The following is a 15,503-nucleotide window of genomic DNA, read 5'->3' on the forward strand; positions in this document are numbered from 1 at the left end:
GATCGCTCTCCGTCGATGCATTATCGACCTTTCATCATCAGGACCGCGGACAACGTCCGGAGCATGATCTTGACGTCCAACCACAGTCCCCAGTTTTCGATGTAGTAGTTGTCGTAGCGAGCGCGCTCCTCGATGGATGTATCTCCGCGGAACCCGTTCACAGCGGCCCACCCGGTCAGTCCGGCTGGTACCCGATGGCGGGCCGAATAGTTGGGGATGGTTCCACAGAACTTTGCGACGAAATACGGACGTTCCGGTCGTGGTCCGACGAGAGTCATGTCGCCGCGGACGACATTCCACAACTGGGGCAATTCGTCGAGCGAGGTCGCTCGCATGATCCGACCGAGGCGCCCGACGCGCGGGTCGTGGGCAATGCACCAGTTCGTCGCCGACTCATCCTCGTTCGTTGGTTTCATCGTGCGAAATTTGAGTAGCTCGAACTCGCGGTCATCCAAACCGATACGTTCCTGTCGGAACAAGATCGGTGCCGAACGGTCGGAGAAATAGACCGCGGCAGCGGTGGCGAGGAGCAGCGGCGACAACAACAAAAGCAGCACTGCGCTCAGTACACGACTCGTCCACAGCTTCACGCCCCATGTCGGTGAACGATGCGCTGCTCTGCGGACTTTGGTCAATGGGATCGCGCCGATGCGGTCCATGTCACCGGACACTGCTGTCATCTCCCACAACCGGGGCACGACGAAGATTTCGCAGTCGATACGATCGCACGTCCGCAGAATGCTCAACATATCGCTGTCACGGATCGTGGAAAACGCGAGTACGACCGCCTCTACGTGTTCGGTGGTGAGGAACCTGCAGAGGTTGCCACGCAAGGGCAGAACCGGCACAGATCGCTTGTCGGTCATGATGTGCGGAGAGTCGTCGAGTACCCCGATCAGCTCCAGTCCGCACGAGCGCTCCGCAACCATGCTGTCCGCAAGCATGGAACTGATCGAACCGCTGCCTACTATCACCGTGCGGTGTCGACGAGTGAGCTTCCTCCTGAGGAATCGTTCTGCTCCATAGGTGACGTTTCGCGAAAGTATCACCGCAGCAAGCGCTATGGCGGTCACCTTTATTGCGTCCGTCAGCTCGGTCCGTGACGCCAACACCAATTGAGTGCATACGGCCGCCAATACGCTGGCCATCGCGGTCCGCGGCAGGACGTCGAGAACCGACAGCGTCAGGTGTGTGCGGTACTCGCCCATCACTGCCATGGCCGACACCAGAACCACAGCTGCAGGCGCGGGGTAGTCGATCCGAACGAGCGAACAGACGAAGAATAGGACGACTAGATCACCGGCCAGCGGGTAGAGGTCGACATGTGCACCGATCCGGCTGCTCAGTCGGCTGGGTGTGTCCGAGGCAATCGGGACGATGCCGGTGGCCCGGTGGGCTGGGGAGGTCGCAACGGTCCGGGCATGGGAAACAGGTGCACCGAGCGCTGTCCGGCGGGACGCTGTGGTCATGATTCCACCGCCATTCGGACACCGGTCGTTCGGTATGCGTCGAATCCATCTCCGACTGCGTGTGTCGGGGGGACCATCCATCGACCGGTGAGTGCCGGAATTCGACGTTGCACCTCAGGGAGGAGTTCGGGCAGGGTGAGCAGAACGTGGTCCGGGCGAGCTTCGACCAGCTGCTCGGGGGAGATGATCGGCACATCGGTGCCAGGCATCCGTCGCGTTTGCTTGGCGTGCGAGACGTCGGCGACGGCGGTGACGAGGGTGCGATCGACACCGGCTTTGGCGAACAACGGCACGGCGCGAGACGCGGCTCCGTACGCAAAGATACGTAGATTCCGACGTGCCATCAGCGTCAGCCACTCGTGCAGCGCGGCAGTCTGCTCGTTCGCAGCGCGCTGCAGGGAACGAAGCACATTAGGGTCGGCGAGACCTACAGTGTGTTCGGCGGTGAGTATGCAACGAACGTCGGCCGACAGCGGTCCGTCAGGCCGGTGGCGGGCCGCCACCAAAACGGTGCCCCCGTACAGATCGAACTCCCATACGGCCGTGACAAACATTCCGACGTCCTCGAGCAGACGACGCAGGACGGTCAGGGAGTAGTACGCGAAGTGACCGTGGCGCAGTGCATTCCACTGTCCACCGCCGACGATCGCGCGTAGAGAATGGAACTGGATCAGAAGCACACCATCGTCGGCTGTGGCTGCGGCCCGCTGTCGGAAGGCCGCACGCTGGTCTGGTTCGTGCATCGCTCCGAAACAGTCGACTACCACCGCAGCTCTGGTGGTGTGCACCGGTGACCGAAGACCCCGCTCGGCGAGCAAGGGGAGCCAGCTTCCGCCGTGTGGGCTGCCGAATTCGATGACCGTATCGCCGGTAAGAGCGCCCGCTTCGCTGACGAGTCGAACGGCTTGGGCGGCCTGATCCTTCAAAGCTTGCGGTTCGACACCGCGTGGTTCGTCAGCTGTGGTGTCGTCGTCTGCAAGCTGCGCGAGACCGCAGGCCCGGCACAGCGCCATCGCGAGCGGATGTACCGATTCCTCCGATGAGATCGGAGTGGATGCGAGCGGAAAGCAATCCGTAGCCGGCACCCGTCCGAGGTCGAGTACGCGGTCGGTTTCGGTGCACGAGCAGCCTCTGCAGACCATTGCGTCACACTCTCGATGTCCGAACGGGCCGGATCTGCCTGTTTCGCCTGCTGAAATGCGGCAGAATGACGACATGCGTGTCGAAACTGTTGAACTCGCGGACGTGTTGCTGTTCACCCCTGAACCATTCAGGGACGAGCGTGGATTGTTCACCCGGACCTTCGAATCGCGTCTGTTCGACTCGGAACTCTCGAAGTATCAACGAGATCGGCGAGTGCCGACGCGCGCCGACGACTTCATCGAGGATTCGCAGTCGAGATCGAATCGGGGCGTGGTTCGCGGAATGCACGGACGGTCGGGACGCGGAGAGGCCAAACTCGTACGATGCGCGCACGGAACAGTATTCGACGTGCTGGTCGACATCAGAAGGGATTCGCCGACTTTCGGTATGCAGCAGGCTTTCACTCTCGACGATGTAGCGTTCGCGCTTCTCTACGTTCCCTCGGGGTTTCTGCACGGTTTCCAGGCACTGACCCCGACCGCCGATGTCTGCTATCGGATCGATCGGGAGCATGACCCCCGGGAAGACATAGCAGTGGCATACGCCGATTCCGAGCTCGCGATTCCCTGGCCGTTGCCGGTAACGCATATCAGCACTCGGGATGCTGCGGCGGGCAGTTGGTCCCAGCTCATGGAGTCGGTGTAAACGTCGGCGGCCCCGCATGTCATTCACAACCCGCACCGATCAACTGAAACCGAAGCGATGCGTCGAGAACGCCTGCAGCCAAAAGTTTTTCGAGATGCACCAGGCGGGTGAATCGTTCCGAGAACAGGTATTCGGTGAGTCCCCAGTGCGTGTAATTCTCGTACAGTTCCGCGGCACCGTCCGCTACGGTCCACTGGGGGTCGTATCCGTCGAAGGCGGAGCGGATTGCGGAGAAGTCCACCCGGTAGGACCTCGGGTCAGGTCCGGTATCGCCTGTGACAAGGACCGTGGATCCGGGTACTGCGGCCGCCGCGGCTCTCGCAATCTGTTCCACCGTCATGTTGTTGACCTCGGTGCCGACGTTGTATGCGGCACAGTGAATTTTGTCGATCGGTGCCGTAAGGGCGCACATGAACGCGGACGCGATGTCCTGCACATGTACCAGCGGTCGCCACGGTGTTCCGTCCGACAGCACTCGGACGGTGCCGGTCAACACCGCCCTTCCGACGAGATTGTTGAGCACGATGTCGGCGCGTAGACACGGCGAGAATCCGAACGCTGTGGCGTTTCGTAAGAACACGGGTGAGAACCCCGAGTCCGCGATGGCCGCAACGTCGTCCTCGACGCGAACCTTGCTCTCCGCATAGGGAGTCAAAGGGCGGAGGGGAGCGTCCTCCTTTACCAGCTCAGCACCCGCCGAGCCATACACCGAGCAGGTCGAGGCATACAGAAATCGCCGGACGCCTGCCTCCTTCGCGAGGTGTGCCAGCCGGACCGACGCGTGATGGTTGATGTCATGGGTGATCTGGGGGGCAAGCGACCCGAGCGGGTCGTTCGACAATGCCGCGAGGTGGATCACGGCGTCGATTCCTTGCAGATGGGCCTCGGTGACGTCACGGATGTCGACGTCGAATTCCGGGGGGCTGTCGGGCGGCGGCCCGAGCAGACACAAGGCGAACAACCCTGAATCGAGTCCGACGACGTCGTGGCCGGCGGCGCGCAGGAGGGGAATCATGATCGACCCGATGTAGCCGCGATGGCCTGTGACGAGTACGCGCATGTCAGTTCCTTCCGAATCGGATGGTGGCCTTCTCGACTGTGAACGCCTCCGCGTGGATTTGCCGGCACTGCACTCCCCGCAACCGGGAGAGCCCGAGAAACGCTTCCTCGTCGAACCAGTCGTGGAAAGTCTGTGATGGATAGTGCTTCATGAGCAATCGCGCCTTCTCCTCAGCCGCCGTGCGTGTGAGGGGATGGAAGATCGTCGGTTGTGGGGTATCGGCCTCCCACTTGAGGATTTCGTACCCCAGCACCAGATGGTCACGGAACACTGTCGGTGCCAGTTCGGCCAAGAGCCGGTGATCCTGGTGCGCGTCGCCTCGGTGTGGGGCGAACACCACGTCGGGCTCGCAGGATCGTCGAAAGCCCTCGAGCCCGGACTTGATCGGGTCCCAGTACGCGGGAGCGTGGCCGTCGGGAATGTCGAGAATGGTGAACTCCAGGTCGGCTCCTGGACACAAGGCGGCCAACGCGTGCCGTTCCTCGATTTCGCGACGAGAATCACTGCCGGACAGAACGAAAGCGTGGACGCGGAGTCCGGGGTTGGCGGACGCCAGCATGAGCAGGGTCCCACCGAGCCCGATTGCAATGTCGTCGCAATGCGCGCCGAGCACCGCCACCTCGCTGAGCTCGGACGTGCGCAACTCGATCATGAGCTCGGCACCGGCAGCGGGTGATCCCACACCATCCACGGATGAATGCCTTTGGAGTAGTTGGCGTCCAGTTCGGCGCGTTCCTTGAAGGTGTCCGCAGGCTTCCAGAATCCGCCGTGTCGGTATCCGAACAGGCGGCCTTCTCCCGCAAGTGTTCCGCATACGTCCGCAACCAGGTCACCACCAGGTGGGAGAAAGTCGAAGATCTCATCGGTCAGGACGAAGTATCCGCCGTTTTCCCAGACAGGTAGTTGGCCGACCGGAATGATCTCTTTCACCTCGCCGTTTTCTGCTACGTGTACGCAGTGAAACGAGGACTGCGGCGGGACGACGAGCATCGACGCGGCGGCACCGGACTCGTGGAACTGCGCGATGACATCGTCCAGGGGAGCGTCGGTAAGGACGTCCGCATAGTTTGCAAGAAAGCACTTGTCTCCGCCGAGGTGCTCCCTGACACGGCGGAGGCGTTCGCCTATGGCCGATTCCAAGCCGGTATCGACGAAAGTGATGGACCAGTCGGCGATGTCGGAGTGCAACAGCTCGATCCTGTTGCCGTGCATCACGAAATCGTTTGACTCTGCTTCACGATAGTCGAGGAAGAAGCTCTTTATCGCATCCGCACCATAGCCGAGACACAGGATGAACTCGGTGTGTCCGAAATGGGCGTAATAGTGCATCACGTGCCAGAGAAGGGGTCGTGGCCCAACCATCTGCATCGGTTTGGGAATTGTGTCATTGCGATCATTGCGCATACGCATGCCGTACCCACCGCAGAACAGGACTACCTTCATTACGTCAGACTCCTTGACTCGGTGGGAGATTCGAATGAAGCGCGATGCAGTGAGGGGAGCGGAAAGACCAACTCTCCGCCCCACTCCGTGATGAAGCGCAGTTGTTCGGTCAATTCGACTTCGAGATTCCAGGGAAGCGCGAGCACGACGTCGGGTCGATCCTTTCGGATCATCCTCGGATCGAGAATCGGTATTCGGGTGCCGGGCGTGAAGCGTCCGTGTTTGTACGGGTTTCGGTCCACTGTGTACTCGAGTAGATCCGGGCGGATCCCGCAGTAGTTCAGAAGGGTGTTTCCCTTACCTGGAGCGCCGTAGCCCACGACGGTTTTGTTCTCGGCACGGCACTCGAGCAGGAACTGGAGTATCTCCTGCCGCACCGCGCGAGCCCGCGGTTCCAGTGCGGCGTAACCACCGACATCGTGCAATCCCGCCGACTCCTCCTGCTTCAGTACCTCGGCGACGCGTGGGGTCGGTATTCCCCGAGCAGCATCGGGACGTGCCCACACCCGAATCGATCCGCCGTGAGTGTCGAGCAGCTCCACGTCGACGACCGCAAGGCCCGCCGTCGCGAGTGCCCGGGAAGCGGACAACACTGTGTAGTACTGGAAGTGCTCGTGGTAAACGGTGTCGAACTGTGCTTTCCCTACGAGATTCAAGGCGTGGTGAACCTCGATGCTCAACCAACCATCGTCGGCTAGCAGGGTGCGAAGTGCGCGCGTGAAGCCGAGCAGGTCGGGAATGTGAGCGTATACGTTGTTGGCGACCACCAGGTCGGCCGGTCCGTACTCTGCTCGGACATGACCCGCGAGGTCTTCGTCGAGAAATGCTGTGAGAGTGGGAACTCCACGTTCGCGAGCAGCTTCGCTCACGTTGTGCGACGGCTCGATTCCAAGACAGCGGATACCGGTGTCGTTGCAGTGTTGCAGTAGGTACCCGTCGTTGCTGGCGACCTCCACGATCAGGGATGCACTGTCCAGGTGGAGGCGGGAGACCGAGGAGACGACGAACTGACGGGCGTGTTCGACCCAGGAATCCGAAAACGACGAATAGTAAGCGTAATCGGTGAATGTGGCCTCAGGAGTGATCAAGGCCGGAATCTGCAGCAGTAGACAGTCTTCGCACAACCGCAGGTGTAACGGGTACGTAATCTCGGGCATGTCCAGGCCCGACTCTGTGAGGAACAGTTCGCACGGCGGCGTAGCGCCAAGATCTAAAATGCTACGCATGCGGTCGGAATTGCACAGTCGGCAGTGCACACTGACCCCTCCCAGAGTCGACCCCCGACGGCCGTTTGAATGTGACTTCTATCACATTCGTTCTTCTGTTCACTAATGAACCACACTCGGGGTTGCTATTCAAGCCGTAAACGGTCAAATAGACGGAGTTTCTGAAAAAAACTGAAAAATGGCCGACTTTGGACCACTGGAGCGAGAGTGCACTATGTCCGTACAATTCGGGCCGATCGCGAATTCCGGCTTCTCACACGACGAAGAACATGTCCTCGACCAGGACATTGCGAACGTCAAGACTCGCCGGTCACACTGTGCGAATCGACCTGTGGCCGAACTGTTTTACTCGACACAGGTTTCGCTGGTGCCGATCGGTAAGCGCATGTCGAGTGACGGACCGAGGAACTGGCTCTCCAATTTCTCTGTCACCGTTTCGAAGGAGGCGCTGCCGAACGAACTGCCGTGCTGGCCTATGTTGGCGTGAATGCGCATTGCGGTGGTGGAGGACGACGACGGAGTCGGTGACGCGCTGTTCGACGCGCTGACCGAGGTCGGGCATGCGCCTGTCCGCATGCGCCGCGGCGCCGACCTGCTGCTCGGCTACCACTATATGGATGTCGTACTGCTCGATCTCGGTCTGCCGGATATGGACGGCCTGGAGGTGCTCCGCAAGCTTCGGACATTGAGTTCGGTCCCGGTGGTGGTGTTGACTGCGCGTGACGACGAACGCTCGGTAGTTCGAGCCCTTCGCGGTGGCGCCGACGATTATGTGGTCAAACCTGCTCGGTTGGGGGAATTGCACGCACGTCTACAGGTTGCGGCGCGGCGTCGAAGCGCGTCGAGCGAACCTGCCACCGACGGTCTGGTTATCGGCGACATCGTCGTCGATCTCGTCGGCCGGAGTGCGGAAGTCGACGGACGGGACATTGCACTGACGACCAAGGAGTTCGAACTCCTCGCTCATCTTGTGACGCGACGCGGTGAAGCGGTCAGCCGGGAGCAGTTGATGGACGCCATCTGGGGTGACGCCTATGTCGCGATTTCGCGGACACTCGACGTGCACATGACGGCGTTGCGTTCCAAGCTCGGGCGACCCGGCACCATCGTCACCATCCGCGGCTTCGGCTACCGCTGGGACACGTGAGATGCGACGCCGTGTCCTGGTGGTGCTGATGATCTATTCCACCGTCGTCGTCCTCGCACTGTCGGTGCCCCTTGGGTTGCTGGTCGGCCGCGAACGAGCGCAACGATTCGGAGAGAACCGAGCCGCTGCAGCAACGTTTTTCGCCGAACTCAGTTCACGAGAGGGCGTATCCGGCGTACCTCGGCTCCGAGAGTCTCTACAGCGCTACAACAGTCTGTACGACGAGGGGATCGTCATCGTCGATCGCACCGGAGAACCGCGTGCACTGGCGGGCGTGGACATCGAGCGCGCCGACGTGCAGCAGGCGGTGGCAGGAGCGTTGCGGAACCAACGTGGATACCTCCCGTCGAGTGTGACGCCATGGTCTCGGTCCTCGGTGTTGATTGCCGCTCCGGTCGGCGGGGGCACGCAGGTCGACGGCGCCGTAGTGATCGCCGCGTCCACCGATGCCGTGCGCAGGGACGTCGCTGTGGCGTGGGTAGCCATCGCCTTCGGCGCCCTGCTGATTCTAGCTACCGTCGCGGTGATCGCCGCTGTCTTGTCGCGCTGGGTCGTTCGCCCATTGACCGCATTGTCCTCGCGTGTGCATTCGTTCGGCGACAAGTTCCACGATCAGCTGCCGACTGCAGATTCCCGCATGCCGAAGCCCGCCGAGTACGTGGGGCCGCCGGAAGTCCGAGAATTATCCAGCGCGTTCGACGGCATGGCAGACGACGTCGAAGCGGCGACGGCTGCGCAGCGCCGACTGGTGGCGGACACCGCCCACGCTCTACGCAACCCTTTGGCGGCACTGAGGATCCGATTGGATGTGTTGGGCATGAGGGTGCCTGATTCGGCAACCGAAGCACACCTCGCGACCACACGCGAAGTCGACCGGCTGACTACCGTCGTCGAAGATCTGCTCGTCCTCGCCGCGGCTGAGACGCCGTTCACGAAGCAGACAACCGGGTGCGACGTGGGAGCGGCGATTGCCGATCGTGTCGAATTCTGGTCGAGCACAATGACAGTGGCGGGGATCGGTGTGCACGTAGAAAGCCCCGAGGAGAACACCCGTGCCGCGATATCGGAAGACGACCTGATTCGAATTCTCGACGCTCTACTCAGCAACGCGACGAAATACGCAGGCGACGGTGCAGAGGTAGAAATCGGCCACCGGACAAGCGAAGGCCACATCACCGTCTGGGTGTCCGATAGCGGGCCGGGTGTGCCTGCCGACGAACTCCCGAAAATCGTCGACCGGTTCTTCCGGGCGTCGAGCGCCCGCGGTGAAGGTACCGGTCTCGGCTTGTCGATCGTCCACGCGCTGACCGAGCGGGCCGGGGGAACTATCGAGGTGAGTGCGCTTCGACCCTCGGGTTTGAAAATTGAGCTCGCTTTCCTAAGGGAGTGTTAGGAAAGTCGGAACAGCTTGGTTTCGGGCTGTGCCTGCGGTCACAGTATGGGGACTCCGGTTGCCGTTTCGCTCTAAGGCAATCCGCCCAACAGCACTCTGTGGAAGGACCAGCCCATGGCCAACGAGGCCACCTCGATCGCCGATCCGTCGCGCCCGACCCCGCCTGTCTCCTCTCCCGCTGCCACCCGTCGCGCCGTCTACAACACGTTGCGGGGCTCGTCGGGCAATCTCGTCGAGTGGTACGACGTGTACGTCTACACGGTCTTTGCAACATATTTCGAGAATCAGTTCTTCGATTCGGCGGACAAGAATTCGACCCTCTACGTGTACGCGATCTTCGCGGTGACCTTCCTGATGCGACCGGTCGGCTCGTGGTTCTTCGGCCGCTACGCGGACAGGAACGGTCGACGCGCTGCACTCACGTTCAGTGTGTCGTTGATGGCCGCGTGCTCGCTGGTCATCTCACTCACCCCGGGGAGGGAGAGCATCGGAGTATGGGCGGCGATCATCCTCATTCTGAGCCGTCTGGTCCAGGGCTTCGCCACCGGCGGTGAGTACGGTGCGTCGGCGACCTACATGTCCGAGGCTGCCACTCGTGAGCGTCGTGGCTTCTTCTCTTCGTTCCAGTACGTGACACTGGTCGGCGGGCATGTTCTCGCGCAGGTGACCCTGTTGATCATGCAGGTGTTTCTCGATCGCGGGCAGATGGAGGAATTCGGCTGGCGCATCGCGTTCTTCATCGGCGGTGTCGCGGCCGTGGTCGTCTTCTGGCTGCGGCGCAGCATGGACGAATCGCTGACGAAGGATCAGCTCGCCGCCGTTCGCAGCGGAGTCGACCGAGCCTCCGGTTCGATGAGGGAACTTCTCAGCAACCATTGGCGCGCACTTCTGATCTGCTTCTTGGTGACGGCCGGTGGCACCATCGCTTTCTACACCTACAGCGTCAACGCGCCCTCGATGATCAGGACCGCGTACGAGGACCGGGGGATGACCGGAACGTGGATCAACCTCTTCGGCCTGGTCTTCCTCATGCTTCTGCAGCCCATCGGCGGGATGATCAGCGACAGGGTGGGTCGCAAACCACTCCTCGTCTTCTTCGGAATCGGCGGCGTGCTGTACACCTATTTCCTCATCACGTATCTGCCGACGGCGACGTCCGTCTTCGCATCGGTCACCCTGGTGTGCGTGGGTTACATCATCCTGACCGGTTACACCTCGATCAACGCGATCGTCAAGGCCGAGTTGTTCCCCTCTCACGTGCGCGCACTCGGCGTCGGTCTCGGATACGCGCTCGCGAACTCTGCGTTCGGCGGCACCGCCCCGCTGATCTACCAGGCGGCGAAGAACAGCGGGCAGGTCACCTGGTTCATCGTCTACGTGACAGTGGTGATCGCAGTGTCGCTGCTGGTCTACATCTTCGTTCTGCGGAACAAGTCCGAGACCGTCCTCGACCGGGAGCAGGGTCGAGCGTTCGAGTGATCTGCCACGCCTTACAGTGACGAACATGGTCCCGCCCGCAGCGTTGCTCTCCCGCAGAGCCGCGCTGCGGGCGGGACTGCTGGCTGTGAGCGCCGCCGCGGTGGGCACTGCCTGCGCATCGGATCCGCCACCGCAACTCCGTCTCGCATCAGGGGAGGTCGGCGGCTTCTTCTGGGAGTTCGCGGGCCTGCTCGCCGACGCGGCCGCCGCGACGGCTACGTCGGAAGTCGTTCCGCTGACGACGGCGGGCTCCCTCGACAACCTGGAAGCCTTGGATTCGCGACGTGCCGAGCTGGCACTAACGTTGGCCGACGCCGCCTACAGCCACCCGAGTCGAGATTTGGCGGCGGTGGGGTGCGTGTACGAGAACTACTTCCAGGTCGCCGTGCGAGCCGACTCGGGCATCGAGACGGTGGGTGATCTGCGGGGGCGGCCGGTGAGCGTCGGCGCCCCGGGATCCGGCGCCACGCTGGTATCCCAGCGCATTTTCGACGCGACGGGTCTGTCCGGTCCCGGTGCGGTCCGCGAAGTCCAGATGTCGATGAGTTTGGCGGCACATGCCTTGTCAGACAACGAGATCGACGCAGTGATGTGGGCTGGGGGATTGCCGACGCCGGCGTTCGCCGATCCGCCGATGGCAATCCGGTTGCTCGATCTAGGCGCCGTGGTCGCGGACTTGAGGCGCGAGTTCGGGACCGCGTACGAATCGGTCCTGGTGCCGGCGAACGTCTATGGCGAACATCCGGAAGTGACGACCGTCGGAATCCCGAACCTGCTGCTGGCCCACCCGGACGTGCCGGACCGGACTGTGGCGGAATTGGTGGGCCTGCTGCTCGATCAGTCGTCCTCGCTGGTTCCCCGACAGGCGATCGGTAGCCAATTCCTCGACGCCCGGTCGCTCGTCATGACCGGCGCCATCCCTCTTCATCCAGGGGCCGAAGCGGAGTACCGCAGGCGGCACGGGTGAGATGACCAGGTCGGTCGGTCAGCGCGCAGCCAGTCGCCATAGCGACGTCGTCTCGCGAGAGCGTGCAGCGTGGAAGAGATCGTCGGTATCGCGCGCACGAGAATGCGTCGGCGCAGTGTCTGTTCTGCCGAGTACTTCCAGGCCGGCGCGGTCGATTGCCGAGAGGAGATCCTCGCGTGTCGCGAGCCCGAGGAGTTCGGCCAGATCGGAGATCACCAGCCAGGCCTCGCCGCCGGGTTCGAGATGCTTGGGCAGTCGATCCAGGAAAGCCCGCAGCATGCGGCTTCCCGGGTCGTAGATCGCGTGTTCTATCCCCGAGGTCGGCTTCGTCGGGATCCACGGCGGATTGCACACTACGAGCGATGCGCGTCCGGCAGGAAAGATGTCGGTGAGCTGCACATCGACGCTGTCGGCGAAACCCAGTCGCTCGAGATTGGATGTGGCGCACGCAACCGCCCGAGGGTCCCGATCCGTCGCGACGATGTCGGTGACACCGCGTCGCGCCAGGATGGCAGCCAAAACGCCTGTGCCGGTACCGATGTCGAAGGCCGTGGTCGTTCCGTCGGGAAGGGGAGTGTCTGCTACCAGCTGCACGTATTCGCCACGCAGCGGCGAGAAGACGCCGAAGTGTGGCTCGATGGTGGCGTCCAGCGCGGGAATGCGAACACCTTTGCGTCGCCATTCGTGTGCACCGATGAGACTGAGTAGTTCTCGAAGAGACAACAGCGAAGGCGTCGAGGCCTCGCCGTAGACCTCACGGGCTGCGAGCCCGACGTCGGGTGCTCTGCTGTAGTCGAGAACAAAATTCGAATCGAGTTCGACGAGCAGCATTCCGAGAGTGCGCGCTCGCCGGGCCTGATCCTGGCGGTGGAGATGAAAGTCTTCTGCCGGAGTAGACGACGGCTTTCGCGTCCGCGGCTCGGCCCTGCGGGTGATCGCCTTCAGCAATTGGCGTGCATTGTTGAAATCGCCACGCCACAGTAAGGACTCACCGATCGACGCGCGTTTGTACGCAACGTCAGCGGTGATGTCGTCGCCGATGATGTGGATGGCCTTGGGCGGTGGGGCGTTGTTCTCCGAACGCCACCGCGTCGAGCGCTCCTGCCCGTTCTCGGTCCACACGACCATGGGGCCCTCGGGCTCGGAGAGTCCGCGCTCTGCCGAAGCGAGGGTGGTTGGGTCGACGATCATGGCTTCGCGCTTTCGAGCGGCCGCGTTGTGGCTGCGACGTTGAGCTTGTTCACAGGGCCCCTTCGGTTGAATTCAAGTCAACCACAACGACCGGATTCGGCCCGCCCAGCGACGCCGCGAAGCACTGGTCGCGACGGCCGAGGCTCGGGCATCGGCGCGTTCGTCTACCATTCCCGACGTAGATCGAACTCTGGACGGAAGGCGTCACGCTGTGATCACCGGAAGCATCGTTGCAATTGTCACGCCTATGACCGATAGCGGCGAGATCGACCATGCATCGTTCGCTGAACTAGTCGAGCGCCAGGTCAGTGGCGGAACCTCGGCGATTGTTGCAGCTGGGACGACCGGCGAATCGTCGACTCTCTCGGTGGCTGAGCACACCGAGATCATTCGAGAAACCATCAACGTGGTTGCTGGGCGTATTCCGGTCATCGCGGGGACCGGCGCGAATTCGACATCCGAGGCGATTCACCTCACCCGGGCTGCCAAGGCCGCCGGAGCCGATGGTGCGCTGCTGGTCACTCCGTACTACAACAAGCCCCCGCAAGAGGGGCTGTACCGACACTTCCGTGCGGTCGCCGAGGCCGTCGACATCCCTCAGTACCTCTACAACGTGCCCTCGCGTACGGGCTGCGACATGCTCCCGTCGACCGTCGCCAGGCTCGCGGAGATCCCGAACATCGTCGGCTTGAAAGAAGCTGCGGGCGACCTGGACCGCGTCCGCGAATTGGTTGCTCTCGAACTCGGAGACTTCGCGTTGTATTCGGGTGACGACGGTACGGCGAGGGCCAGCATGTTGGCCGGATTCCAAGGCAACATCTCGGTGACCGCAAATGTTGCGCCGGAAGCGATGGCTCGGATGTGTGCTGCAGCCCTGGCCGGTGACTCCGAAGGTGCGTCGGAAATCGATGCGAAGCTCGTCGGCCTGCACGCAGCCTTGTTCGCCGAACCGAACCCCATTCCGGTGAAGTGGGCGCTGGCGGAGATGGGATTGATGCCAGGGGGCATCAGGCTGCCACTGGTTCCGCTCGACGAATGGCATTACGAGGACGTTCGGGCAGCGCTTCGTACTGCGGGTTTGCTGGGCTGACGCTCGATCGGCGCGGGTTGCAACGTGGAAGCAACCTGCGTGGGTTTAAGTTCGGTGTCCGAGTTCCGAGCATCCAGGAGGATGTAAGAATGACCGACAACGTGACGCTTCGCCAACTGACCGGAATGCCCGACGCGCCGTCTGCGCTCGCCAATTCGGCTTTGATCATGATCGATCTTCAAAACACTTACACCCAGGGTGTCTTGGAACTCGTCGGGGTTCAACCTGCACTGGATGCTGCTGCCGACCTGCTCGAGCGGGCTCGTAGTGCCGGTACCCCGATCTTCCACATCATGCACGACGCCGGGGTAGGAAGTCCGTACGACATCAGCGCCGACATCGGCCAGATCGTCGAGCGAGTCGCTCCCCGCGGCGATGAATCGGTGATCGTGAAGAACTACCCGAACTCATTCGTGAGCACCGACCTCGACGAGAGGTTGCGTGCACTCGGAGTGGAAAATCTGCTGCTCGCCGGATTCATGACACACATGTGCGTCAACTCCACCGCCCGGGGAGCGTTCAGTCTGGGCTACAGCCCGACGGTCGTCGCCAGCACCACAGCCACCCGATCCTTGCCCGGTGCAGGCGGCGTCGACGCCGGCGCACTCCAGGCCGCGAGCCTGGCGTCGATCGCAGATCTGTTCGGCGTCGTCGCCCCGGACGTGGCAGCAATCCCGGACTGACGTTCAGCCGGTTCGCGTCAGAACGCGACGGATTCGGTGTCGGTCGTCCCTGCCTCTCGTCCGGGTGCGCTCTGGAAACTCCAGTACAGGTTGGTGTGCGAGACGACCTCTGCCGGGGGAGGGGCTCCCCACTCGGTGAGGTCTTCCGTCGTGTGCGCGTCGCTGACGAGAATGGTGTCGTAGCCGCGCACAAGAGCACCATGCAGGGTGCTTCGAATGCACTGGTCCGTTTGCGCGCCTGCCACGATCAATCGTCCTATTGCAGCCTCGGCCAGGACGGACTCCAGGTCGGTGTCTTCGAACGCGTCCCCGTAGATTTTGTGGAGCAGCGGTTCCGAAGTCTTCCGCACGAGTTCGGGGACGTACTCCCATCCAGCACTGCCCCGGGGGAGCTGATCGGAGGAGTGTTGCACCCAGACGACCCGAACATCGTGCGCGCGTGCCTTGTCCACCAACCTGACGATGTTGGCGATAATGGCCTCGGACCCGATCGAACTGGCCATGACATCGATCTGCACGTCGACGACGAGCAGTGCGGTATTGGGACGGCCGGGCAGGGTGGTCACG

Annotated in this window: 15 protein-coding genes; 7 read left to right on the forward strand and 8 right to left on the reverse strand. The window is 62.3% G+C overall.

Annotated elements, in window-relative coordinates:
- Positions 1–20: 20 nt before the first annotated feature.
- Positions 21–1,469: a sugar transferase gene (locus QMK32_RS11510; protein WP_283475083.1), complete on the reverse strand. Its 1,449-nt coding sequence runs from the start codon at positions 1,467–1,469 to the stop codon at positions 21–23.
- Positions 1,466–2,611, reverse strand: a complete 1,146-nt coding sequence (locus QMK32_RS11515; RefSeq protein ID WP_283475084.1) for a transferase — start codon at positions 2,609–2,611, stop codon at positions 1,466–1,468. The genes QMK32_RS11510 and QMK32_RS11515 overlap by 4 nt, the downstream gene beginning before the upstream one ends.
- A gap of 73 nt (positions 2,612–2,684) precedes the next feature.
- On the opposite strand from QMK32_RS11515, the gene QMK32_RS11520 reads away from it, so the two are divergent.
- Positions 2,685–3,257 (forward strand): dTDP-4-dehydrorhamnose 3,5-epimerase family protein, encoded by a 573-nt coding sequence (locus QMK32_RS11520; RefSeq protein WP_283475085.1) that lies wholly within the window; start codon positions 2,685–2,687, stop codon positions 3,255–3,257.
- Between the two features lie 19 nt (positions 3,258–3,276).
- Here QMK32_RS11520 and QMK32_RS11525 read toward each other — a convergent pair whose 3' ends face one another.
- Genes QMK32_RS11525 through QMK32_RS11540 form a run of 4 tightly spaced genes read right to left on the reverse strand, consistent with a single transcriptional unit; the run spans position 3,277 to position 7,016 of the window.
- Complete coding sequence (locus tag QMK32_RS11525; RefSeq protein WP_283475086.1) at positions 3,277–4,317, reverse strand: NAD-dependent epimerase/dehydratase family protein; 1,041 nt, start codon at positions 4,315–4,317, stop codon at positions 3,277–3,279.
- Position 4,318: 1 nt separating this feature from the next.
- On the reverse strand, positions 4,319–4,969 hold the full coding sequence (locus QMK32_RS11530; RefSeq protein WP_283475087.1) for a PIG-L deacetylase family protein: 651 nt from the start codon (positions 4,967–4,969) through the stop codon (positions 4,319–4,321).
- Positions 4,966–5,760, reverse strand: coding sequence for a glycosyltransferase family protein (locus QMK32_RS11535; RefSeq protein ID WP_269304191.1), 795 nt, complete (start codon positions 5,758–5,760; stop codon positions 4,966–4,968). The genes QMK32_RS11530 and QMK32_RS11535 overlap by 4 nt, the downstream gene beginning before the upstream one ends.
- Positions 5,760–7,016, reverse strand: a complete 1,257-nt coding sequence (locus tag QMK32_RS11540) for a class I SAM-dependent methyltransferase (RefSeq protein WP_283475088.1) — start codon at positions 7,014–7,016, stop codon at positions 5,760–5,762. Before QMK32_RS11540 ends, QMK32_RS11535 begins: the two co-directional genes overlap by 1 nt.
- Positions 7,017–7,473: 457 nt before the next feature.
- Here QMK32_RS11540 and QMK32_RS11545 point away from each other — a divergent pair, with 457 nt between their 5' ends.
- From QMK32_RS11545 to QMK32_RS11560, 4 genes are all read left to right on the forward strand, one after another.
- Positions 7,474–8,133: a response regulator transcription factor gene (locus QMK32_RS11545; RefSeq protein ID WP_269304186.1), complete on the forward strand. Its 660-nt coding sequence runs from the start codon at positions 7,474–7,476 to the stop codon at positions 8,131–8,133.
- 1 nt (position 8,134) lies between these two features.
- On the forward strand, positions 8,135–9,526 hold the full coding sequence (locus QMK32_RS11550; RefSeq protein WP_283475093.1) for a sensor histidine kinase: 1,392 nt from the start codon (positions 8,135–8,137) through the stop codon (positions 9,524–9,526).
- Positions 9,527–9,640: 114 nt separating this feature from the next.
- The gene (locus QMK32_RS11555) at positions 9,641–11,005 is read left to right on the forward strand and encodes an MFS transporter (RefSeq protein ID WP_283475096.1); all 1,365 of its coding nucleotides are present in this window, start codon (positions 9,641–9,643) and stop codon (positions 11,003–11,005) included.
- A 25-nt stretch (positions 11,006–11,030) separates the two neighbouring features.
- Positions 11,031–11,972 (forward strand): TAXI family TRAP transporter solute-binding subunit, encoded by a 942-nt coding sequence (locus QMK32_RS11560; RefSeq protein WP_283475097.1) that lies wholly within the window; start codon positions 11,031–11,033, stop codon positions 11,970–11,972.
- Positions 11,973–11,990: 18 nt separating this feature from the next.
- On the opposite strand, the gene QMK32_RS11565 is transcribed toward QMK32_RS11560, so the two are convergent.
- A complete protein-coding gene (locus tag QMK32_RS11565) occupies positions 11,991–13,100 on the reverse strand; it encodes a methyltransferase (protein WP_283475343.1) in 1,110 nt (369 codons plus the stop codon).
- A gap of 310 nt (positions 13,101–13,410) precedes the next feature.
- Between QMK32_RS11565 and dapA the strand changes: the two genes are divergently transcribed.
- The gene (dapA, locus tag QMK32_RS11570) at positions 13,411–14,253 is read left to right on the forward strand and encodes a 4-hydroxy-tetrahydrodipicolinate synthase (RefSeq protein WP_502943573.1); all 843 of its coding nucleotides are present in this window, start codon (positions 13,411–13,413) and stop codon (positions 14,251–14,253) included.
- A gap of 89 nt (positions 14,254–14,342) precedes the next feature.
- Positions 14,343–14,936, forward strand: a complete 594-nt coding sequence (locus QMK32_RS11575) for a cysteine hydrolase family protein (RefSeq protein WP_186628273.1) — start codon at positions 14,343–14,345, stop codon at positions 14,934–14,936.
- A gap of 17 nt (positions 14,937–14,953) precedes the next feature.
- Here the strand turns inward: QMK32_RS11575 and QMK32_RS11580 are convergent, their stop codons facing one another.
- A complete protein-coding gene (locus QMK32_RS11580; protein WP_283475101.1) occupies positions 14,954–15,502 on the reverse strand; it encodes an isochorismatase family protein in 549 nt (182 codons plus the stop codon).
- Position 15,503 lies beyond the last annotated feature (1 nt).

It is taken from the genome of Rhodococcus sp. H29-C3 (assembly GCF_030063405.1).
Classification (GTDB): domain Bacteria; phylum Actinomycetota; class Actinomycetes; order Mycobacteriales; family Mycobacteriaceae; genus Rhodococcoides.